This is a genomic window from Actinomycetota bacterium, from assembly GCA_005888325.1.
GTDB lineage: Bacteria > Actinomycetota > Acidimicrobiia > Acidimicrobiales > AC-14 > AC-14.
On the sequence record VAWU01000032.1, the window covers coordinates 72,569 to 93,761 of the forward strand.

19 protein-coding genes and 1 tRNA gene are annotated in these 21,193 nt (G+C 70.5%); 5 read left to right on the top strand and 15 right to left on the bottom strand.

Annotated elements, in window-relative coordinates:
- Positions 1–346: 346 nt before the first annotated feature.
- Positions 347–3,784: a transcription-repair coupling factor gene (gene mfd, locus E6G06_13175; protein ID TML90155.1), complete on the bottom strand. Its 3,438-nt coding sequence runs from the start codon at positions 3,782–3,784 to the stop codon at positions 347–349.
- An 88-nt stretch (positions 3,785–3,872) separates the two neighbouring features.
- Between mfd and E6G06_13180 the strand changes: the two genes are divergently transcribed.
- Entirely contained in the window at positions 3,873–5,129 is a 1,257-nt protein-coding gene (locus E6G06_13180) for a hypothetical protein (protein TML90156.1), read from the top strand.
- On the opposite strand, the gene E6G06_13185 is transcribed toward E6G06_13180, so the two are convergent.
- The 4 genes from E6G06_13185 to glmU are packed head-to-tail and all read right to left on the bottom strand — an operon-like array spanning position 5,110 to position 8,523.
- Positions 5,110–5,712: an aminoacyl-tRNA hydrolase gene (locus E6G06_13185; protein ID TML90157.1), complete on the bottom strand. Its 603-nt coding sequence runs from the start codon at positions 5,710–5,712 to the stop codon at positions 5,110–5,112. The two genes, E6G06_13180 and E6G06_13185, sit on opposite strands and share 20 nt — an antisense overlap.
- 3 nt (positions 5,713–5,715) lie before the next feature.
- A complete protein-coding gene (locus E6G06_13190; GenBank protein ID TML90158.1) occupies positions 5,716–6,414 on the bottom strand; it encodes a 50S ribosomal protein L25 in 699 nt (232 codons plus the stop codon).
- 32 nt (positions 6,415–6,446) lie between these two features.
- A complete protein-coding gene (locus tag E6G06_13195; GenBank protein ID TML90159.1) occupies positions 6,447–7,418 on the bottom strand; it encodes a ribose-phosphate diphosphokinase in 972 nt (323 codons plus the stop codon).
- A 16-nt stretch (positions 7,419–7,434) separates the two neighbouring features.
- Positions 7,435–8,523 (bottom strand): bifunctional UDP-N-acetylglucosamine diphosphorylase/glucosamine-1-phosphate N-acetyltransferase GlmU, encoded by a 1,089-nt coding sequence (gene glmU, locus E6G06_13200; GenBank protein TML90219.1) that lies wholly within the window; start codon positions 8,521–8,523, stop codon positions 7,435–7,437.
- A 90-nt stretch (positions 8,524–8,613) separates the two neighbouring features.
- On the opposite strand from glmU, the gene E6G06_13205 reads away from it, so the two are divergent.
- Both E6G06_13205 and E6G06_13210 read left to right on the top strand, forming a co-directional pair.
- The gene (locus E6G06_13205; GenBank protein ID TML90160.1) at positions 8,614–9,003 is read left to right on the top strand and encodes a response regulator transcription factor; all 390 of its coding nucleotides are present in this window, start codon (positions 8,614–8,616) and stop codon (positions 9,001–9,003) included.
- A 559-nt stretch (positions 9,004–9,562) separates the two neighbouring features.
- Positions 9,563–10,150: a hypothetical protein gene (locus tag E6G06_13210; GenBank protein ID TML90161.1), complete on the top strand. Its 588-nt coding sequence runs from the start codon at positions 9,563–9,565 to the stop codon at positions 10,148–10,150.
- A gap of 22 nt (positions 10,151–10,172) precedes the next feature.
- Here E6G06_13210 and E6G06_13215 read toward each other — a convergent pair whose 3' ends face one another.
- Positions 10,173–11,831 carry a PAS domain S-box protein gene (locus E6G06_13215; GenBank protein TML90162.1) on the bottom strand — a complete coding sequence of 553 codons (1,659 nt, stop codon included), beginning with the start codon at positions 11,829–11,831 and terminating at the stop codon, positions 10,173–10,175.
- Here E6G06_13215 and E6G06_13220 point away from each other — a divergent pair.
- Positions 11,811–12,983 carry an NAD(P)-dependent oxidoreductase gene (locus tag E6G06_13220; GenBank protein TML90163.1) on the top strand — a complete coding sequence of 391 codons (1,173 nt, stop codon included), beginning with the start codon at positions 11,811–11,813 and terminating at the stop codon, positions 12,981–12,983. The two genes, E6G06_13215 and E6G06_13220, sit on opposite strands and share 21 nt — an antisense overlap.
- A gap of 29 nt (positions 12,984–13,012) precedes the next feature.
- Here the strand turns inward: E6G06_13220 and E6G06_13225 are convergent, their stop codons facing one another.
- Both E6G06_13225 and E6G06_13230 read right to left on the bottom strand, forming a co-directional pair.
- On the bottom strand, positions 13,013–14,590 hold the full coding sequence (locus E6G06_13225) for a hypothetical protein (protein TML90164.1): 1,578 nt from the start codon (positions 14,588–14,590) through the stop codon (positions 13,013–13,015).
- Positions 14,591–14,720: 130 nt separating this feature from the next.
- A tRNA-Gln gene (locus E6G06_13230) sits at positions 14,721–14,796 on the bottom strand.
- 75 nt (positions 14,797–14,871) lie between these two features.
- Here E6G06_13230 and E6G06_13235 point away from each other — a divergent pair.
- Positions 14,872–14,970: an AURKAIP1/COX24 domain-containing protein gene (locus tag E6G06_13235; protein ID TML90165.1), complete on the top strand. Its 99-nt coding sequence runs from the start codon at positions 14,872–14,874 to the stop codon at positions 14,968–14,970.
- A 26-nt stretch (positions 14,971–14,996) separates the two neighbouring features.
- Here the strand turns inward: E6G06_13235 and E6G06_13240 are convergent, their stop codons facing one another.
- From E6G06_13240 to ychF, 7 genes are read right to left on the bottom strand one after another with little or no spacing between them, the layout of a single operon-like run.
- Positions 14,997–15,719, bottom strand: coding sequence for a 4-(cytidine 5'-diphospho)-2-C-methyl-D-erythritol kinase (locus E6G06_13240; protein TML90166.1), 723 nt, complete (start codon positions 15,717–15,719; stop codon positions 14,997–14,999).
- On the bottom strand, positions 15,707–16,522 hold the full coding sequence (rsmA, locus tag E6G06_13245; GenBank protein TML90167.1) for a 16S rRNA (adenine(1518)-N(6)/adenine(1519)-N(6))-dimethyltransferase RsmA: 816 nt from the start codon (positions 16,520–16,522) through the stop codon (positions 15,707–15,709). Before rsmA ends, E6G06_13240 begins: the two co-directional genes overlap by 13 nt.
- 11 nt (positions 16,523–16,533) lie before the next feature.
- Positions 16,534–17,289, bottom strand: a complete 756-nt coding sequence (locus E6G06_13250) for a TatD family deoxyribonuclease (protein ID TML90168.1) — start codon at positions 17,287–17,289, stop codon at positions 16,534–16,536.
- Complete coding sequence (metG, locus tag E6G06_13255) at positions 17,286–18,791, bottom strand: methionine--tRNA ligase (protein TML90169.1); 1,506 nt, start codon at positions 18,789–18,791, stop codon at positions 17,286–17,288. The genes E6G06_13250 and metG overlap by 4 nt, the downstream gene beginning before the upstream one ends.
- A 4-nt stretch (positions 18,792–18,795) precedes the next feature.
- On the bottom strand, positions 18,796–19,623 hold the full coding sequence (gene rsmI, locus E6G06_13260; GenBank protein TML90220.1) for a 16S rRNA (cytidine(1402)-2'-O)-methyltransferase: 828 nt from the start codon (positions 19,621–19,623) through the stop codon (positions 18,796–18,798).
- A gap of 4 nt (positions 19,624–19,627) precedes the next feature.
- On the bottom strand, positions 19,628–19,966 hold the full coding sequence (locus tag E6G06_13265; protein TML90170.1) for a DUF192 domain-containing protein: 339 nt from the start codon (positions 19,964–19,966) through the stop codon (positions 19,628–19,630).
- Between the two features lie 25 nt (positions 19,967–19,991).
- Positions 19,992–21,080 carry a redox-regulated ATPase YchF gene (ychF, locus tag E6G06_13270; protein TML90171.1) on the bottom strand — a complete coding sequence of 363 codons (1,089 nt, stop codon included), beginning with the start codon at positions 21,078–21,080 and terminating at the stop codon, positions 19,992–19,994.
- Positions 21,081–21,193: the final 113 nt, after the last annotated feature.

The window sequence follows — 21,193 nt, forward strand, 5'->3', positions numbered from 1 at the left end:
TGCTGGACGACGCTCTGGCGCGCCGCGGCGAGGGCCGACGCGTCGACCTTGAGGTTGCGTCGGGCGAGCTCGTCGCTCACCAGCCGGTAGAAGATCTCGCGCGTCAGCACACGCGCGACGAAGGTCGGGTCGAAGGTGCCCTTGCCCGTGCCGCGCACCTTCACCGGGGGCTGGCCCTGCTCGAGCAGCTTCACGTAGTCGCCGTTCTTGGTGATGGCGTCGAGCTCACCCTCGAGATCGCCCTGCGTGAGGCGCTCCTTGTTGACGGTGGCTGCATACGGCGCAACGGACCCGCACCCGACCATCACCACGACGGCGAGCGCGAGGAGAGAAGCGAAGAACTTGTTCACGGTGGCGTCGATGCTACTTGCTGGTCCACCAGTTGGCGCAGCAGGTCGACCAGAAAGGGCGCAGGGTCGGTGCCCGGGGGCAACGGCACGACGACCTGAGCGAGGTCCTCCTTGTAGACGGCCCCCTTGGCGAGGCGCGTCAGGCGCATCGTCTGTGAGGTCTTCAGCGTCAGCGGCAGGATGCGGGCCACGTTCTTGGCGACCGACAGCTCACGCACGCCCGTCCGGGCACACTCGGCGCGCAGACGAGCCACAGAGAGCAGCGCCTCGGCGGGCCCGGGGACGGGCCCGTAACGGTCGACCCACTCGGCGCGGATGTCGTCCACCTCCGCCTCCGTCGTAACCGCGGCGAGGCGGCGGTAGGCCTCGAGCCGCAGCTCTTCGCGCGACACGTAGTCCTTGGGCAGGTTGGCATGGACCGGCAGGTCGAGCTTCACCTCCGCAGGCTCACGGGGCACCTCGCCCTTCAGCTCGGCCACCGCTTCGGTGACCATCTGCACGTAGAGGTCGTAGCCGACCGCCGCGATGTGGCCCGACTGGTCGGCGCCGAGCAGATTGCCCGCGCCGCGGATCTCGAGGTCGCGCATCGCGATCTTGAAGCCCGACCCGAGCTCGGTGTGCTCGCCGATCGTCTTCAGCCGCTCGTAGGCCTCCTCGGACAGGGCGCGGTCCGGTGGAAAGAAGAGATAGGCGTAGGCGCGCTGACCGGCGCGTCCGACACGGCCGCGCAGCTGATGCAGCTGTCCGAGGCCCATCAGGTCGGCGCGATCGACGACGAGCGTATTCACGGTCGGCATGTCGATGCCCGACTCGATGATCGTCGTGCACACGAGCACGTCGTAGTCGCCCTCCCAGAAGTCGAGGACGACGCGCTCGAGCGTGCCCTCGTCCATCTGGCCGTGCGCGACGGCGACGCGCGCCTCGGGCACGAGATCGCGAAGTTGGCCGGCGACGCGATCGATGTCCAGCACCCGGTTGTGCACGAAGAAGACCTGCCCCTCGCGTAGCAGCTCGCGTCGGATGGACTCGGCCACCGCGCGTTCGTCGTACTCACCCACATAGGTCAGGATGGGCTGACGCTCCGCGGGCGGCGTGTTGAGCAGGGTGAGGTCGCGGATGCCCGTGAGGCTCAACTCCAGCGTGCGCGGGATCGGTGTGGCGGTCAGGGTGAGCACGTCGACGTCGGTCTTCAGCGCCTTCATCGCCTCCTTGTGGGTCACACCGAAGCGCTGCTCCTCGTCGACCACCAGGAGGCCGAGTCGCTTGAAGTGCACGTCGCCGCTCAGCAGGCGATGGGTGCCGATCACGACGTCGACCGTCCCGTCGCCCACCCCGTCGACCACCTTCTTCGCCTGGGCGGGCGTGAGAAAGCGTGAGAGCACCTCGACGCGCACGGGGTAGCCCGCGAAGCGGTCACCGAATGTGCCGTAGTGCTGTTGCGCGAGCAGGGTGGTGGGCACGAGCACGGCCACCTGCGTACCGTCCTGCACCGCCTTGAACGTGGCGCGGATGGCGACCTCGGTCTTGCCGAAGCCGACGTCGCCGCACACGAGGCGGTCCATTGGCACCGGTTCCTCCATGTCGCTCTTGACGTCGACGATCGCCTTGAGCTGGTCCGGCGTCTCCTGGTAGACGAACCCGTCCTCCAACTCGTGCTGCCAAGGCGAGTCCGCTGCGAACGCGTGACCGGGGGAGGTGATGCGGCGGCGGTACAGCAGCACCAGCTCTTGGGTCACCTCGCGCACCGCGGCTCGTACCCGGCTCTTGGTGCGCTGCCACTCGGAGCCGCCGAGGCGGTGCAGCGTCGGCGTCTCCCCGCCCGTGTAGTGACGCACGGCGTCGATCTGGTCGGAGGGCACATAGAGCTTGTCGCCGCCGCGGTACTCGAGCAGCAGGTAGTCGCGCTCCGCGCCGCTGATCGTGCGCTTCACCATCCCGCCGTACCGCGCGACGCCGTGCTGATAGTGGACGACGTAGTCGCCCGGCTGCAGGTCCTCGAAGAACCCGGTGCCGTCCTGGCTGCGCCGGGGGCGGGGCGGGCGATGGGCCCGCCGGCGGCCGGTGACGTCGCTCTCCGACAGCACGGCCAGCTTGGCCGCGGGCAGCACGAACCCGCGCTCGAGGGCCTCGACGACGATGCTCCCGCCGGGAGGCAGGCGCTCGCCGCGCTCGACCAACGGGAGCGCCACGCCTTCGTCGGCGAGCAGCTGGGCGAGGCGACCGGCGGAGCCCTTGCCGTCCGCCGCGACGACCACGCGGAAGCCGTCGGCCAGCAGCTCGCGGAGCTGTTTCGCCAGACGGGCACCGTCGCCCATCACCGGGTCCCATCCGCTTGCGGTGACGACTGCCGTGCCCGGGCCCTCCGGTGCGGTCGCGATCGTGCGGACGGGCGCATCGGTGTGCGTGAGCAGGCGGTCGAAGGGCAGGTGGAGGCGCGGCCAGTCGCCGTCGGGGCTCGCAGCCTTCGACGCGTGTGAGGTCGCGCCCCATGTCTGCGCGAGGGTCGCCGCCAGCGCGGCTTCTTCGTCGAGCAGCTCGGCCGCGCGATCACGCATGCGGCGCGGCTCCACCAATGCGACCTCGGCGTCGCGCCCCACCAGGTCGAACAGCACGTGCTCACCCTCGGTGAGCCATGGCAGCCACGACTCCATGCCCTCGAACGTGGCGCCCTCGGCCAGCCGCTCCCACTGCTCACGGCCCCACGGCTCGGCTCCGACAAGCCGCGCCGCCCGGTCGCGCACCTCGTCGGTGGACAGCAGCTCGCGGCACGGGAACAGCTCGATCCGTTCGACGTCGACCGTCGAGCGCTGATCGGTGACCGAGAACTCGTTCAGGCGGTCGACCTCGTCGTCCCACAGGTCGATGCGGACCGGCGCGGTGGCGGTGGACGGGAAGACGTCGACGATGGAGCCGCGCACCGCCACCTCGCCCCGGTGCTCCACCTGGTACTCGCGGCGGTAGCCGGCGGCGACCAGGACCGCCGCGAGCTCGGCCGGGTCGACGCCGCGCGCGCCGGGCTCGAGCACGACGGGCTCCACGTCCTCGACGTGCGGGCCCAGGCGCTGCACGAGGGCCCGCACGGGCGCCACGAGCAGCCGGGGCATGCGCGCCGGGTCACGCAGGCGCCACATCACGCGCAGGCGACGTCCCATCGTCTCGACGCTGGGGCTGACCCGCTCGAACGGGAGCGTCTCCCACGCGGGGAAGATGTCGACCTCGTCGGGGCCCAGGTAGGCACGCAGGTCGTGGGCGAGGCGCTCCGCGTCGGTGGTGGTCGGCACGGCCACGACGAGCGGGTGGTGGCCCGTCGCGCCCGAGAGCCCGGCGAGCACGAAGGCGCGCGCCGCCTCGGGGACCGCCAGCACCCGGGCACCGACGGCGGGCCCGGGCAGCTCGTCGGTGCGCAAGAGCTCGGGCAGGGACCGCAGGGGCATCGCACCGAGGCTAGGCGCCTGCCCTCCCTACCCCGGTGCGCCGCCCTCCCCGCTCAGGTCGCCGGGGCGGACCGTCGATCAGTACCCGGTGACGACGTGCAGCGTCTGCGGCGACGCCTCGGAGCTGGACTACGGCTACACGACCGTGAAGTCGGGGACGGGACGCGTCACGCGCTGCCTCACCTGCTGGAAGCGCCGCCGCGAGCGCCGTGAGCTCGCCACCGTCATGCTGCCCTTCGCCGCGATCGTGACGCTGTCGGTGCTGAGCGGGCGATGGCAGACCGCCCTGCCGACGATGCGCATCTACCCCGTGCTCGTGGCCGTGCTGTGGGCACACGAGCTCGGGCACGCGACCGTCGGACGGGCCCTCGGTCTCCGTGTCTTCGAGGTGGTGCTCGGAAGCGGGCCGCGGTTGGTGCGGGCGCGCGCCGGCCGCACCGACATCGAGGCCCGGCTGTTCCCCTTCGGCGGCCACACGGTGATGGTGTCGCCCCGTCCCGCGCCCGTGCGCCTCGCCCTCGGCATCGCAGCCGGGCCCTTCGCCAACCTCGCGGTCGCAGCCGTGACCCTGCTCGTGTGGCCGCGCTCGGGACCGTGGGTGGCGCCGCTCGTCATCGCCAACATCATCGTCCTCATCGGAAACCTCTGGCCCGTGCAGGTGGCCACCCCGCTGGGGCCCGTGCGCAGCGACGGCTCGGCCCTTGCCACGCTGATCCGCTCGCCGCGCCAACACCTCGACGACGCGGATGCGCTGCTCCGCGCGGCCGAGTCGCGCGCCGCGTGGGTGCGAGGGGAGGCGGACGCCGCGGTCGCGTGGGCCGAGGCCGGTCTCGCCGCCCACCCCGACCACCGCCCGCTGCGTCACTTCCTCACCGCCGCTCTCATCCGTGCGGGTGACATCGACGCGGCCCGCGACGAGCTGCGCGCGCAGCTGGCGCGTGACGACGTCGAGTCGCCCGAACGCGCCATGGACCTGAGCAACCTGGCGTGGGCCGACCTCATGAGCGGTGACCCCGCGTTGCTCGACGAGGCCCTTGTCGCGTCGGAGGAAGCCGAGCGCAGGCTCGCGTGGCACCCGGCGGTGAAGAGCACGCGCGGCTATGCGCTGATCGAGAGCGGCCGGGTGGAAGAAGGCCTCGCGCGCGTCCACCGCGCCTACGAGGCCCACACCGACCGCCGCGACCGTGCGACGTCGGCATGCATCGCGTCCATCGGCGCCATGCGCCGCGGCGACGTCGCCGAGGCACGCTCGATGCTCGTTACGGCGCGGCGTCTCGACCCCGCGTGCGATCTGCTCGAACGAGCGGCCGCCGAGGTCGAGACGGCTAACGCTCGCGTCGGTTGAAGCGATTCATGGCGGCTTCGGGCCCCTCGGCCAGGATCGCCTCGACCGCATCCGCAGCCTCCTCCACGACCACGTCGAGCTCCGTGCGCTCCGCCTTGCCCGGTCGCTTCAGCACGTGCTCGGCACCCTCCATGCGTCCCGGTGGCTTGCCCACGCCGATGCGGACCCGCAGGAAGTCGGTCGAGTGGAGATGGGCCCTGATCGAAGCCAGGCCCTTGTTCCCGGCCAGCCCCCCGCCCTGCTTCACCTGCATCCGTCCCACCGGCAGGTCGAGCTCGTCGTGGACGACGACGAGGCGGGCCATGTCGTCGACGCCGTGCCGCCGCACGAGCGGGGCGACGGCGAGCCCCGAGTCGTTGTAGTAGGTCTGCGGGAACGCGAGCGCCAGTAGGCGGCCGCCGACGCGCACCTCGGCAACCAGCGCGCGCTCCTTCCCCCGCTTCAGCCGGCCTCCATGGCGCGCGGCTAGGCGCCCGACGACGTCGGCTCCCACGTTGTGGCGGTGGCCTTCGTAGTCCGCACCGGGGTTGCCGAGGCCGACCGCGAGGAGATCGGCCGGCGTGCCGGTGCGCGACCGGAGCAGCGCTTAGCCCTCGCTGCCGCTCTCGGCCTTTTCGCCCTCGGCGGACTCGCCGGTCGCGCCGGCCTCGCCCTCGGCGGGCGCGGCACCCTCGGCGCCCTCCTCGAGTTCCGCCTCCTCGCCCTCCGGCACCTCGGGCACCTCTTCCACCCGCGGCGGCTGACCCACGGCGACGGGCTCGTCGGGCCCCTGCTCGGTCTCGACGCCGGCCGGCAGGCGCAGGTCGGCCACCCGGATGGTGTCGCCGATCCTGAGGTTGCTCACGTCGACCTCGATGTTGCCGGGGATGTCCGCGGGCTTGGCCCGGATGGTGAGGGTGAAGAGCGGCTGGTCGACGATGCCGTCCTCGTTGAGGACCTCGGTCGCCTCGCCCACCAGGTGCACCGGTATCTCCGCGGTCACGACCTCGTCGCGTCGCACGATCACGAAGTCGACGTGCGACACGTTGCCGCGCACGGGATGGCGCTGGAGGTGGCGCGCCATCGCGAGGTGCTTGGTGCCGTCGACGTCGAGGTTGATGAGCGCGTTGAGCCCGGACTCTCCCGTGAGCGCGGTGCGCAGCTGGCGACCGTCGACCGCCAACGGAACGGGATCGATGCCGTGGCCGTAGAGCACGGCGGGGACCTGGCCCAGCGAGCGCAGGCGCCGCGCCGGGCGGCTGCCGAGCGCGCGGCTCGAATCGGCGAGGAGGGTGACTTCTTCCATGAGCGCCGCAGTCTAGGGCACGAATTCGGGTGCTAGGACTGGTTCTCGCCGCCGAAGATCTCCGACACCGACGTGTCCTCGAAGACCGCGTCGACGGCGTCCGCGATGATCTTTGCCACCGAGAGCACCTCGATCTTGTCGATCTGCTTCTCGGGCGGCAGCGGCAACGTGTTGGTGATCACCACCCGCTCGATCGGCGAGTTCTTCAGACGGTCGGTGGCGGGGTCGGAGAGCACGCCGTGCGTGGCCATGGCCCACACGCACGTCGCGCCCCGCTCGGTGAGGATCTCGGCGGCCGCGCACAGCGTCGAGGCGGTGTCGATCATGTCGTCGACGATCACGCAGTGCCGCCCGTCGACGTCGCCGATGACCTCGCGCGCCTCCACGACGTTGTGCACGTCCTTGCGACGGCGCTTGTAGACGAAGGCGAGGTCGGCGTCGAGGTGCTGGCTGAAGCGCTCGGCCACGTTGATCCGGCCTGCGTCGGGCGAGACGATGGTGAGGTCGCCGTCGACCTCGCGGTGCAGGTAGTCGACCAGCACCGGCATGGCCGTCAGGTGATCGACGGGCCCGTCGAAGAAGCCCTGGATCTGGCCCGAGTGCAGGTCGACGCTGACGATGCGGTTGGCGCCCGCGGTGCGCAGCATGTCGGCGACGAGCTTGGCCGTGATCGGCTCTCGACCCGACGCTTTGCGGTCCTGGCGGGCGTAGCCGTAGAAGGGACACACGGCGGTGATGCGCTTCGCGGATGCCCGCTTGGCCGCGTCGATCATGATGAGCTGCTCCATGACCGCCTCGTTGACCGGGCGCGAGTGCGTCTGGAGGATGAAGACGTCGGATCCGCGGATCGACTCGCCGAAGCGGCAATGCAGCTCGCCGTTGGCGAACTGCGAGAGGTTGGCCTCGCCGAGCGTCACGTCGAGGTGGGCGGCGATCTCCTCGGCGAGCGGTGTATGCGACCGGCCCGAGAACAGCTGCAGGCGCTTCTTGGTGACGAGCTCCATGGTCGCCTCCCTCCCCTTAGTCGTCGCCGGCAGTTGCATTGTAGAACGGACCCGTACGTGCCCCCGGAGCGATTTGGCAGCCTGGTTCCAGGACGGCGAACGGACCGACCACCGCGTCGTCACCGATCTCCGCGTCATGGCCCACCGAATGGCTCACCACCGCGTTGCGACCGACCATGCAGTCGACCAGCCGCACGTCGGGCCCGATGCGGGCTCCCGCTCCGACCACCGTGCGCCCGTGCAGCATCGTGCCCGGGAACAGAGTCACGTCGGCCTGCAGCTCCACCGTGGCGTCGACGTAGGTGCGATCGGGGTCGAGCATGGTCACGCCCTGCCTCATCCATCGCTCGTTGGTGCGGCGCCGCAGCTCGGCCTCCGCCGCGGCCAGCTGCACCCGGTCGTTCACACCGGTGATCTCACCGGGGTCGTCGGCCACGACCGACGACACCTCGTAACCCGCGTCGTGCAGGACCTCGACGACGTCGGTGAGGTAGTACTCGCCCTGGTTGTTGTCGGGGCTCAGGCGCCGGAGCGCGGGCGCGAGCACGCTGCGGCGGAAGCAGTAGATCGACGTGTTGACCTCGTCGACCGCGAGCTCGCTCGGGGTTGCGTCGCCCTGCTCGACCACCCGCACCACCCGGTCGTCACGACCTCGGATCACGCGGCCGTAGCCCGTTGCGTCGTCGGGACGCGCAGTGAGCAGCGTGGCCGCGGCATCGCTCTCGCGGTGCGCCTGCACCAGGCGGGCGAGAGGCGTGTCGCCGGGAAGCACCATGACGTCGCCGTCGTCGAACGTGTCGTCCTCGGGCAGGGCGGTCATGGCGATGCCGGCTGCGTCGCCCGTCCCCCGCTGCCGGTGTTGTTCGACGAACTCGATGGGGAGACCCGGCGGGCCCTGCTCGAGCAGCGTCTTGGTGATGCGCTCGGCGGCGTGACCGACGACGACGACGGTGCGATCGATCGGCAGCTCGGACAGCGCGTCGAGGATGTGCAGCAACATGGCCCGACCACAGAGCACGTGCAGGGGCTTCGGCCGCTCCGACCTCATCCGAGTGCCCTCGCCCGCCGCCATGAGCACCACCCACAACGGCCGTCTCGCGCTCATGACTCTGTTCTACTGCGCGAATCGCCCCACCAGTGAGATGTCCGGGCGCTCCGCCTCAAGCGACCGCCGTGGCAAGTCGATAGAGCCGCCATGGGTGATCAGCCGCTTCGAGCCGTCCTCTGTGACGACGACGCCACCGTTCGCCACGTGGTGCGTGGCGTCGTCGAGGACTGTGGTTTCGAGGTGGTGGGAGAGGCCGCCCTGGCGCTGGAGGCTCTCGTGCTGGCGGAGATGACCAAGGCGCACGTGCTCGTGCTGGACCTCTCGCTCAAGGGCGTGAGCGGTACTGACGTGATCCCCGCAGTCAGGACGGCCGCACCCGGCACCCAGATCGTCGTCTACACCGCGTTCGACACGCTCGCCCGACTGGCCGAGGAGGAGGGGGTCGCGGACGTGGTGCGGAAGGACGAGCCCGAGAAGCTCGAGGCCGCGCTCCGTCGCGTTGCCGCAGAGCACGGGCATTTCGTCACGCACCCCTGAGCTGTCGCCCGCCGACCACGTGCCGGCGCCACCGAGTCGTTACCATGACACGGATGTCAGTGAAGAGCGTCTGCGAAGGGTGTGCCGAGGAGGTCGACCCGGCCGACCCAAGCCTGGTTCGGGCGGGGCTGTCGCGCGACGCGGCCCCGGATCCGGTCGACGACGAGCCCGATGTGCTGTTCCACGCACACTGCTTTCCGACCGACAACCCGGTGTGGGTCCGCCGTTAGCTCCAGCCGCCAGCTCCAAGGTGACCGGTCGCGTTGCGGCGAGCACTCCGAGCGAAGGGGTCGTCCGACCCATTGCTCGCCTGCCCCGACCACTGGATGCTGAGCAGGCAGTCCTCGCGGGCGGAGTGGGGGCGCTGCAGAAGGGGTGGCGGTCCGGGTCGGCGGGCGGGAGGGGGGTTCCTCTTGCGACCCGGACCACCTGCCCCGACCTGATCGCCGTCGCCGACGTATCCACAGCGTCCACAGCGATATCCCCAGGGCGCTCCACAGAGGCCGGGCGCTAGCTTCTCCTCGGCGGGACAGGACGCGAGGGTGGACGGGGAGGAAACGTGGACGATGGGGTGTCCGCGGCGCCCGATGGGGCGGCGCGCGTGGTGGTGCTCGCTGAACCGACGTGCAGCGCCCTCGGCCTGGCCGCATCGCGGCCGACCGCGCGGAGCGAGGTCGCCGCGGTGGCGCTGCGACTGCTCGACCCCGCGCCTCTCTCCGAGTTGGCCGACGGCTTGATCGAGTCGCTCGACGACCTCATCGTCGGCGTCGTCGAAGCCGTCGAGGAGTGCGTCCTCGCGCCGCCACCCGACTGCCCCAACCTACGAACGCGCGCCGAAGTCGAAGCTGTCTCCTGGGTCGACGACTTCATCGCCGACGACGCACCCGACGACCCTGACGCCGTCTCGCAACAGGTGATGTTCCAGCTCGCCTGCCTCGTGGCGGATGCCGTCGCCGACGCGGTCACCGTGCGCACGCACGCGGAGCACGGGACAACGAGCGTTCGCATTGCGGGCCGCGAGATGTTCGACCTTCGTCGCGTCGCCGACGACGTTCGTCGCGTCGTCGACGACCTTCGTCGCCGCGGCGTCGAGGCAGTGCGCTGGAGCCTCCAGCTCGCAACGCCGCTCCGTTGGCTCCACCGCTGAGGGCGCCGGCGGCGTGATCGCGTCAGCGGCGGACGTTCTCGAATCCTCGGAAGTTGCCGTTGAGCACCTGACCCGCTTTGGCGAGCAGCGCCGCCTCCGAGAACGGTTTGTCGACGAGCGCGACGCCAGGCTCGAGCCTGCCCTGTGAGGCGAGGACGGGTAGTGCGTAGCCGGACATGAAGAGCACTTCGATGTCCGGGCGGAGCTCGCGGACCCGCTCGGCGACTTCTTTTCCGAGCATCTTGGGCATGACGACGTCGGTGACGAGCAGGTGGATCTCACCCTCGTGCCGGGCGACGAGGGCGACGGCATCGGGACCATTCGCGGCGGTGATCACGCGATAGCCGTTGCGGGTGAAGATTCGTTCGGTCACCTCGCGGAGCGCTTCTTCATCCTCGACGACGAGAACGGTCTCTCCCTTCGGAGTGCGTTCGTAGGGCGCGGGCTCCTCGATCGACGCGGCGGCCTCGTCGGTCACCGGAAGCATCATGGTGAAAGTGGTACCGGCACCCGGTTCGGACTGGATGGCGATCGTGGCCTCGGCCTGGCTGACGATCCCGTAGACGGTGGCCAGGCCCAGTCCGGTCCCGGCGCCGTCGCCCTTGGTGCTGTAGAAGGGCTCGAAGGCGTGGGCGGCCACTTCGGCAGACATGCCGGTGCCGGTGTCGCTGACCCGAAGGCGCACGTACCGTCCGGGTCGCGCGGGTGATCCACCTGCCACCGACTCGGCGTCGACGGCAACGTTGGCAGTGTCGATGCGCAACGTGCCGCCGCCTGGCATCGCGTCGCGGGCATTGATCGCGAGGTTCACCAGCACCTGCTCGATCTGGCCCGGGTCGGCGAGGATGGGCCACAGCTGGTCGGGCAGCTTGATGACCAGCTCCATGTCCTCGCCGAGGGTCCGGCGGAGCAGCTGCTCGACGTCGGTCACCGCGTCATTGAGGTGGAGCACCCGCGGTTGAACCACCTCTCGGCGGGCGAACGCGAGCAGCTGATGGGTCAGGTCGGTCGCGCGTTTGGCCGCGCGCCGGATCTGCTCGACGTCACGTTGCACCCCCTCGCGCCGCCGCTCCCAATCAGGTGCCGACTCGACCGCGCCGGTCAGCTCCTCGGAGACGAAGGCGGAGTAGTTGAGGATCACCGCGAGCAGGTTGTTGAAGTCGTGAGCGACCCCGCCCGCGAGCCGTCCGAGAACCTCCATACGTTGGGTCTGCTGCAGGTGGGCTTCCAGCAGCGCTTCGTCGGCATCAGCCGCGAGCTTCCGCTCGTCGATGTTCGACCGATCTCGTTGTGACTCGGACCGTCGGTGAGAGACCATCACCGCGCCGACTACAGCGTTCGCGCTGTCGACGATCGCCGCGGTCGTGAGCGACACGGCGACCACCGATCCGTCCTTCGCCACCCGCGTCGTCTCGTACTGCTCGGCGGGGTCACCCCCCTCGACGATCCGACGGAGTGCCTCCGCCTCTTCCTCAAGCCTCTCCGGCGCGACGAGCACGTCGACGTTGCGGCCGATGACCTCCTCGGCTGCGTACCCGTAGAGGTCTGTCGCCGCGGGGTTCCAGCTGTTGATCACGCCGAGCGGCGTCGAACCGATGATCGCGTCGTGGGTTGATTCGAGGATCGCGGCCAACTTCGCGCGCGGAGCTGCTGTCCGCTTGTGCTTCGTCGCCTTGCTCATGCGCCGTCCCGCGGCCGCTCGCCAGGGCGTCTGCTGAGTGAAACGGCCGTCACCCAGGACGATTCCGGCCGGAGGGCGCGCGTGGACTGGACGACAGCGCCGGCTCGTTCCTCATGGTACCCGGCACAGACGCAGCCCTCGTCATTCTCATCCGGAGGAGCACGGCTTGGAAGGGGCTCGTCCGGGCGGGAGCCGAGCCGACCAGGCTGGGGAAGACTGCGCTGCGAAAGTCGACGACCGAAGCAGGCGCCCGAGAGGAGGCAGCATGGCACCGACCCAGAACCCGGTCGCGGTGCTCGGCATCGGCGCGATGGGCCACGGGATGACAACCAGCGCGTGCGCGCCGGCATCCCGACGATCGTCTGGAACCGCACGCCGGAGGCGACCCGAGACCTCGCCGAGCTCGGCGCGGAAGTCGCCGAGACCGCGGCCGACGCGGCGGGGCGAGCCGCGATCGTCGTCACGATGGTGACCGACGCCGACGCGGTGATCTCGATCGCCCACGACCAGGGCATGCTCGCCGCTCTCGCGCCGGACGCGATCTGGGTGCAGATGAGCACGATCGGCGTGGCCGGGACCGAACGCGTCGCGGCCCTCGCCGAGAGAGAGCGTCCCGACATCACGCTTCTCGACGCGCCGGTCTCGGGGAGCAAGGATCCCGCCGAGCAGGGCCGGCTGACGATCTTCGCGTCGGGGCCCGACGACGCCCGCGTGCGAGTCACTCCCCTCTTCGACGCGCTCGGCCAGCGCACGATCTGGGTCGGTCCGGTCGGGAACGGAGCACGCGTGAAGATCGTGAACAACACCTGGCTCGCGTTCGCGGCGGAAGCGGTTGCCGCGTCGGTGGCCCTTGCTCGCCGGTTGGGCCTCGAGGCCGAGACCGTTGTCGACGCGCTGGGCGGCGGTCCGCTCGTGTCCCTGTGGCAGGCAGCCAAGCTGCAGCGCATCGTCGAGGGCGACTTCTCGGCACAGTTCGCGTTGACGCTCGCGCTCAAGGACGTGCACCTCGCGCTCGAAGCTGCCGGCGAGGACCGATTCGCTGCGCTCGGCTGCCTGGCCGACGAATGGCAGCGAGTCGTGGATCAGGGGTTCGGCGACCAGGACCTCACGGTCGTGACGCGCGCGCTCGAACTGCAAGGCGGAACGGGATGACGCCGATCGGTCGGTCAGTGCCGCCCACGCTACGGGTGTTGCCGCGCGGCGCGGAGCACGGTGCCGCTCCTCTCGTGCACCACCTCACGAAGACGCAGCGCGTCGGTCAGCTGCCGTCTCGTCGGGGTGAAGGCGTTGTCGAAGTACACGACGATTCCGCCGCGCCGGGCCAGCCGTCGACGCATCCGCGCCAGCTGTGCGTCGAACTCCGAGTTGCGCCGAAGGCTGGACACATCACGATCGGAGGGCACGTCGAAGACGTGACGGCCCGTCAAGAGGTAGACCATGGCGGCGTCGTTCGAATAGATGACCTCGCCTCGCGGTGTTTCCCGAGCGGTGCGAAGCACCCGCGAGCTTGCCCAAGCCGGTCTCGTCACGGCGACACCGTTGATGCGAGCGGATCGACCCCATCGGACGGCTTCGGGAACGATCGGCGCCAGCGCAACGACGCACGCAATCGGGAGGGCGAGCCTCAGGCGACCAAGGCGCGATCGCATCGACATCAACTGGTGGAGCGCACTCGCGAGCAGCACGGCAACGACCGGCAAGGCCGGCGTCAGTATTCGCGGATAGTCGCCTGCGGTGGTCGCGTCCACGATCGCAGTAGCGAGTTCAACCAGTACGAGATAGACGACCAGCCAGACGACCAGAACGACGGCGGTCGCCCGGTGCGCGCCTCCGCGTCGGATCAGGGCGGCGACGGCCGCCACGAGGGTGACGCAGAGAACCAGACCGGCGATCCCCTGAGCTGAGCTCTCGGTTCCCACCAACCAGGATCCCAGCGTGTCGAGCATCCGCGACAGGTTCCGAAGCCCGGACGGATGGAACCCGAGAGATCGGTTGGCCGTGTCATGTACGACGAGGACGTTGTAGGCGATGAACGCGGCCAACGGTCCAAGTGAACCCACCAGGTACGCGACGACGAGCGTTGCTCTGCGGTGACGCGTCTGCGTGCGCGATCGCGCCAGCAGTATCGCGCCGGCAACCCCGTAAGCGACGCCGATGTAACGAGTCAAGGCCGCGAGCGACGCGAGAGTCGCGCTGGCGAAGAGCAGCTGTGGCCGCGCGTCGGCGAGGTACTTCATCAGCAGATACAGGCTCGCAAGACCGGCGACGATCATCACCGGCTCCGACATCGCCATGGCGTACACCGTGATGAAGCGCGTCGAGCCGACGACGATCAGTGAGGCGAAAGCGAGCGGCATCGCGGCCGACCTGCTCATCGTGCGACAGATGAGTGCGACCAGGATCAGGGTCGCGGCGAGCAGGCCGGTGTTCAACCAGCGCGCGTAACCGAAGACGTCGAGAGGCGTGATGGCGTGGCCTGCGAGAAGGAGCGGATAGAAGGGCGGATAGCGCGTCAGCGGAGTGGCGAGCGATTCACCGAAGGGCAGCGTGAGACCCTTGCCATGGAGCAATCCCCTCGCCGCGCCGATATACGCGGCACTGTCCTCTTGCAGGCCGACGCCTCGGCGAGTCGCGATGAGCTGAAGGAGAACGGCCACCAGGACGCCGGCGCCCGCGACGGCCACGAGCAAGTGACGTTGTCTCGCGTAATCATCGACCACGAGGGCCGTCTGGTCCGTCGGCGTTGTCTTGCTCAGCACGGTCGCGTGAGTCTCACTCAGCAGTCACCCGAGATCCGCGGTTGGAACGATCCGATGTCATGGGTCGAGCGGTCCGCCTGAAGGCTCGGGGAATCGCGGTGTCGCTGACGTGCACTCCTTCTCGCTGGCCTTGCTGGCGGGGCAGGGCTCGAACCTGCAACCTCTTGATCCAAAGTCAAGCGTTCTGCCTGTTGAACTACCCGCCAGGGCTGTCGCGGGCCCCAGCGTAGGACAGGGGGTCTCGGCGCCCGCTTCCTCGCCCCGCTACCCTGACGCCGGCCATGGGATCGCTGATCAAGAAGCGCCGCAAGCGCATGCGCAAGAAGAAGCACAAGAAGATGCTGAAGGCCACGCGCTGGCAGCGCCGGGCCGGCAAGTAGGCGCCCGGGAGCACCACCGACCGCCCTCAGGGGCGGTCGGTTCGCGTCACGACCGCCCCGACGACGTCGGGGAAGGCGCCCTCGACGAACCACGTCGACCCGCTCCCGGCCAGTTGCGGCGTCTGCCCCGTGGCGTCGCCCAGCCGGTCGCGCCACTCGGCCAGCCCCGGCTCGACGGCGAGCGCGGCCGGCTCGAGGTCGTTGGGGCCGTCGGCGGTGGGCCCACCGAGCTCGTCCCAGCGGCGGTAGACCGCCGACGTTTCGACCGACAGCGGCGGGGTGAGGAGCGTGAACTCGCGCAGCTCGAAGGGCAGTGGCTCGACGATCTCGCCGATGCCCTTCACGCGGGCGCGCCCACCGACGAGGCAGAAGGGAACGTCGGCGCCGAGTGACGCCGCCAGGAGCAGGTCGTCGCACCCGGCCCAACGCAGCACCGCCGCGGCGTCGGCGGAGCCGCCACCGAGCCCGGCACCGACGGGAATGCGCTTCTCGAGCCGGACGTGCGCGGTGCGGTCGACCGCGGCGAGGGCGCGGGGCACGAGGTCGAACGAGGCGCGATCGAGGCCGACCGCGTCGAGCCCGACGACATCGAGCCCCACCACGTCGAAGCCCACGCCCTCGGAGAACGTCAGCACGTCGGCGAGGTCGATCGTCGTCATCTCCGCCTCCAGCCGGTGGTAGCCGTCGTCGCGCACGCCGGTGACCCGCAACGACGACGTGAGCTTCGCCAGCGCCCTCACCCGTTGCATGCCGCCAGCCTGCCCCAGTCCTCGATCGACAGCTCCTCGGCGCGAGCTTCCGGACGGATGTCCGCGCACGCGAACCCGCTCGCGTCCACCGTCCCTGCCAACGCCCGGCGCAGCATCTTGCGACGCTGGCCGAAGCCCTGGTCGATCAACGCGAACAACCGGCGACGGTCGATGCTCGCGTCGACGGCCGGAGTCGACCGCCGGTCGACGCGCACCAATGCCGACTCGACGTTGGGCCTGGGCACGAACACCGTCGCAGGCACCGAGCCGACGACGGTGGCCGTGGCCCAGAAGGCCACCTTCACGGAAACCGCGCCGTAGGCCTCGTCACCGACGTGAGCGGCGAGACGTTCGCCCACCTCGCGCTGCACCATCACGAGCATGTGCTCGATGGTCGGCACCTGCTCGAGCAGGTCGAGCACGAGCGCGGTGGCGACGTTGTACGGCAGGTTGGCGACGAGTCGCCAACGGTGGTCAGCGAGCAGCGCCGCCCAGTCGATGCGTCGGGCGTCGCCCTCGACGACGGTGACGCCCGCGGGCTCGACAACACGTCGCAGCACAGCCACGAGCTGGGGGTCGGTCTCCACCGCGGTCACGGAGGCGCCGGTCTCCGCCAGGGCCAGCGTGAGCGAGCCCAGCCCGGCCCCGATCTCGACCACCCGATCGCCGGTACCGACGCCCGCCAGGCGGGCGATGCGGCGGACCGTGTTGGGGTCGACGACGAAGTTCTGGCCGAGGGCCCGCCGCGGGCGCAGACCGTGCTCGGCCAGCAGGTCGACGACCTCCCGGCGCGAGAGAGTCACGCCACCATCGCCTACCGCTGGGCCAGGTCGAAGACCCGTTCGGTGTTGGCCCAGGTCGCCGCCTCGACCTCGGCGACGTCGACCCCACGCGCCGCGGCCACCGCCGAGCCCACGATCGGCACGAGGGCGGGGCGGTTCTGCTCACCGCGATGAGGCACCGGGGCGAGGAAGGGCGAGTCGGTTTCGACGAGCAGCCGATCGAGCGGGCACAGGGCCGCGGCCGCGCGCGGGTCGTGCGCGCCCTTGAACGTGACGATGCCGCTGAACGACAGATGGCCCCCCACGTCGAGGGCACGCCGCGCCTCGTCGGGCCCGCCGGTGAAGCAGTGGAACACCGTGCGGTCGGGGACGCCCTCGGCGGTGAGGATCGCGAACGTGTCGTCCCATGCCTCTCGCGTGTGGATCACCAGGGCGAGGCCGCGCTCGTGGGCGAGGCCGATCTGGGCCGCGAAGGCCGCGCGCTGCACATCGCGCGGCGAATGGTCGTAGTGGTAGTCGAGCCCGCATTCGCCCACCGCCACCACCTCGGGCTCGGCGAGCAACGCCACCAGGGTGTCGACCCCCTGCTGCGCATCATGGGGATGGAGCCCGACGGTGGCCCACACCCGATCGTGGGAGCGTGCGTTGGCGATGGCCGCGCGCGTCTCCCCCGCATCGGTGCCGATCGCCACCAGCAGGGTCACGCCCGCAGCCTGCGCGTCGGCCACGAGCGCGGCGGACTCCTCGGCCGCGGCGGGCAGGTGGCAGTGGCTGTCGGCCCAGCTCACGCTTTGATGCGCGGGAAGAGCGGTGCGCCCTTCTCGACCGTCAACCCCCCGGGGTACTGACCCCAGGTCGCCGATCCGGGAAGGCGCGCGTCGGATGGCGACCCGACGAGCCCGATCCGCCGCCACACCTCCTCCGCCGACGCGGGCACTGCCGGCCACGCGAGGACGGCCACGATGCGCAGCACCTCGAGCGCGTCGCCCATCACCGTGTCGACGGTCGCGCCGGGGTCGGCCTTCCAGGGCTCGTTGGCCTCGAGGTAGGCGTTGGTCTCGCGGATGAGACGCCAGGTCGCGTCGAGCGCATCGCTCGGCGCCACCCGCCCCCAAGCGGCTGCGGCCGCCGCGTAGGCGTCGGCCGCCATGGGGGCCAGCGGGCTGGTGGCCGATGGCGCGGGTCCCACGCCCGCGCACTTGCTGCCGACCACGGTGGCCACGCGCGACAGGAGGTTGCCGAGGTTGTTCGCCAGGTCGGCGTTGTAGCGGTCGACCATGCGCTCGTATGAGAAGTCGCCGTCGGGCCCGAACTGCTGATCCCGCAGGAAGTGGTAGCGGAAGCCGTCGACGCCGAAGTCGGCGACGAGGTCGGCGGGCGCGATCTGGTTGAGCCGGGTCTTGCTCATCTTCTCGCCGCCAACCATCAGGAAGCCGTGCACGAAGACGTGGCGGGGCGGCGTGATGCCTGCAGAGAGGAGCATGGCCGGCCAGTAGACGCAATGGAAGCGCAGGATGTCCTTGCCGATGATGTGGTTGACGGCCGGCCACCAGGCGTCGAAGCGGTCCGGGTCGGTGCCGTAGCCGACGGCGGTGGCGTAATTGATGAGCGCGTCGTACCAGACGTAGGTGACGTGGCTCTCGTCCCATGGGATCGGGACGCCCCACGTGATCGACGTGCGACTGATCGAGAAGTCCTGAAGACCGCCGCGGATGAGACCGAGCGCCTCGTTGCGCTTGCCCTCGGGCTGCACGAAGTCCGGGTGCGCGTCGTACCAGTCGAGGAGCGGCTGCTGGTAGCGGCTGAGCTTGAAGAAGTAGTTCTCCTCCTTGACCGGCTCCACCGGCGTGCCGTGGATGGGGCACATGCCGTCGACCAGATCCGCTTCGACGTAGTAGGCCTCGCAAGACACGCAGTAGAGGCCCTCGTACGTGCCGAGCTCGATGTCGCCGCGGTCGTACACCGCCTGGAGCAACTGCCGGACGGCGCGGTGGTGGCGGGGCTCGGTGGTGCGGATGAAGTCGTCGTAGGCGATGTCGAGCAGCCGCCACGCCTCCTTGAAGCGCTCGCTCGTGCGGTCGGCCATCTCCTTGGGCGCCAGGCCCCGGGACTCGGCCGCCCGTTGGATCTTGAGGCCGTGCTCGTCGGTGCCGGTGAGGAAGAAGACGTCGTCGCCGAGCAGGCGGTGCCAACGGCACACGGCGTCCGCGATCACCGTCGTGTAGGCGTGGCCGATGTGCGGCACGTCGTTGACGTAGTAGATGGGAGTCGTCGCGTAGAACCGGGCCACGCGCTTACCGTACGCCGAGGGCGATCTGGTAGACGTGCCGTTTTGGCAGTCCGAGGCGCCCGGCCACCGCCGCGATCGCGGCCTTCTTGTCGGCGCCCGCGTCCAGCTCCGTCCGGAGCGCGGCCTCGACCACGTCGTCGGCGGGCGGGCCCGGAGGCGGGACACCGTCGATCACCAGCACGTACTCACCGCGCGGCTCGGCCGCGAGGTGTGCCGCGGCATCCCCCAGGGAGCCCCGCCAGGTCTCCTCGTGCAACTTCGTGAGCTCGCGGACGATGGCGACGCGCCGGAGCGGCCCGAGCGCGCCGCAGAGGTCGGCCACCGTCCGGCGCACCCGGTGGGGCGCCTCGTAGACAACCGTCGTACGCGCCTCGGTGCGCAGCGCCTCCAGCCGGGCGGTACGCGCCGCTCCCTTGCGGGGCAGGAAGCCTTCGAAGCAGAAGCGACCCGTCGGTAGGCCGCTGACGACGAGGGCGGCGATGAGCGCGGACGGGCCCGGCACGACCTCCACCCGATGGCCGGCGGCCGCGGCCGCCGCCACCAGACGCACGCCCGGGTCGGAGATGCCCGGCGTGCCCGCGTCGGTGATGACGGCGATGCGCGAGCCCGCGTCGAGCAGGCCGATCACGTCGCGCACCCGCGCGGCCTCGGTGTGGTCGTTGACGACGACCAGACGGGGGGTCTTGATGCCCGAATGGGCGAGCAGCTGTCGGGTTCGGCGGGTGTCCTCGCACGCGATGACGTCGGCCCCGCTCAACGCCTCGACGGCGCGCGGAGACAGGTCGCCGAGGTTGCCGATCGGCGTGGCCACGAGCACCAGACCCGCGGTCAGGTTGTCAGCCCTTGATCTCGAGCTGGTCGCCGGGTAGGAGGCGCCAGCGGCCGAACGCCCCCGCCTCGGCCTCGATGACACAGGTGGCGCGCGGCCGAGGCAGGCCGACGCGCCAGGGTCGCATCTCGACCACCGACGCCACGACGAAGGTCTCGCCGTGACGGCGACAGAAAGCCACATCGACCGGAAAGCGCATGCCGAACGTGTGCACCGACCGGCAGGGCCGAAGCAGCAGGGCACCGTCGACACCGTCGCGGCCGCGCAAGCCGCGGAAGCGCGCGCCGAACGTCTCGGCGACGTCCAGCGCCGCCAACACCTCGCCGTCACGGATCAGCCAGGCCACCTTCGACCTTCCTCGTACACAGAACTCACACGTTGAAGCGGATCTCGAGCACGTCGCCGTCGGCGACCTCGTAGTCCTTGCCCTCCACCCGCAGGCGGCCCGCTTCCTTGGCCGCGGCCCAGGAGCCGAGCCCGAGCAGCTCGTCCCAGCGGATCACCTCCGCGCGGATGAAACCGCGCTGCAGGTCGGAGTGGATGACGCCCGCGCATTCGGGGGCCTTGGCGCCGGCACGGAACGTCCAGGCGCGCGACTCCTTGTCGCCCGTCGTGAGGAACGTGCGCCGGCCGAGCAGGAGGTACGCGGCGCGCACGACGCGTGACAGGGCGCCCTCGCCGAGCCCGAGCCCTTCGAGCAGCTCGGCCCGTTCCCCGGAATCGAGTTGAGCCGCCTCCGATTCGAGCTGCACGCTGACACCCAGCACCTCGGCCGCGTCACCGAGCTCCGCGGCCACCGGCTTGACGATCGCGTCCGCCCCGTTCAGCGCCTGGGTGACCTGGTCGTCGCCCAGGTTGACCACCGCGAGCACCGGCTTGTTGGTCAACAGGAACGCGGGGCGCAGCGCGGTGCGCTGCTCGGCCGTGAGCGACGAGCGGTACACGGGCGTGCCCCCGTTCAGGACCTCGAGCGCGGCTTCGAGCGCCGGCACCTCCGCGGCCGCGTCCTTGTCGCCCTTTGCCGCCTTGCGGCGCCGGTAGAGAAGGCCCTCCACCGACGCCACGTCGGCCAGCACCAGCTCGAGCTCGAGGGTGTGGAGGTCGTCGAGCGGATCGTGACCCCCGACGATCTCCTCGCTCTCGAACGCCCGCAACACCAGGATCACCGCGTCGACCTCGCGGATCCCGGCGAGGAAGCGGTTGCCGAGGCCCTCGCCCGACGACGCGCCCGCGACCAGCCCGGCGATGTCGACCAGCTCGACCGTCGCGTGCACGACCTTCTTCGACTTCGACATCTCGGCCAGCGCGTCGAGGCGGCTGTCGGCGACGCGGGCGATGCCCACATTGGTCTCGGTGGTCGAGAAGGGATGGGAGGCGACGAGGGCGTTGCCGCCGGTGAGCGCGTTGAACAGCGCGGACTTGCCCGCGTTCGGCAATCCCACGATGCCCAATCGTTCCATTGGGGCCAGGGTAATCGCGTGCACTACGGTCTCCTCCGCCATGTCGAAGAAGACGAACAAGCGCAAGATCCGGGCCCGACGCAAGAAGGCCAACCACGGCAAGCGTCCCAACG

Excerpts from the sequence above, each read along its gene's own strand:
- mfd (TML90155.1), bottom strand. The coding sequence starts at position 3,784 with ATGCCCCTGCGGTCCCTGCCCGAGCTCTTGCGCACCGACGAGCTGCCC.
- E6G06_13190 (TML90158.1), bottom strand. The coding sequence starts at position 6,414 with ATGGAAGAAGTCACCCTCCTCGCCGATTCGAGCCGCGCGCTCGGCAGC.
- E6G06_13195 (TML90159.1), bottom strand. The coding sequence starts at position 7,418 with ATGGAGCTCGTCACCAAGAAGCGCCTGCAGCTGTTCTCGGGCCGGTCG.
- glmU (TML90219.1), bottom strand. The coding sequence starts at position 8,523 with ATGAGCGCGAGACGGCCGTTGTGGGTGGTGCTCATGGCGGCGGGCGAG.
- E6G06_13205 (TML90160.1), top strand. The coding sequence starts at position 8,614 with ATGGGTGATCAGCCGCTTCGAGCCGTCCTCTGTGACGACGACGCCACC.
- E6G06_13215 (TML90162.1), bottom strand. The coding sequence starts at position 11,831 with ATGAGCAAGGCGACGAAGCACAAGCGGACAGCAGCTCCGCGCGCGAAG.
- E6G06_13235 (TML90165.1), top strand. The coding sequence starts at position 14,872 with ATGGGATCGCTGATCAAGAAGCGCCGCAAGCGCATGCGCAAGAAGAAG.
- E6G06_13240 (TML90166.1), bottom strand. The coding sequence starts at position 15,719 with ATGCAACGGGTGAGGGCGCTGGCGAAGCTCACGTCGTCGTTGCGGGTC.
- ychF (TML90171.1), bottom strand. The coding sequence starts at position 21,080 with ATGGAACGATTGGGCATCGTGGGATTGCCGAACGCGGGCAAGTCCGCG.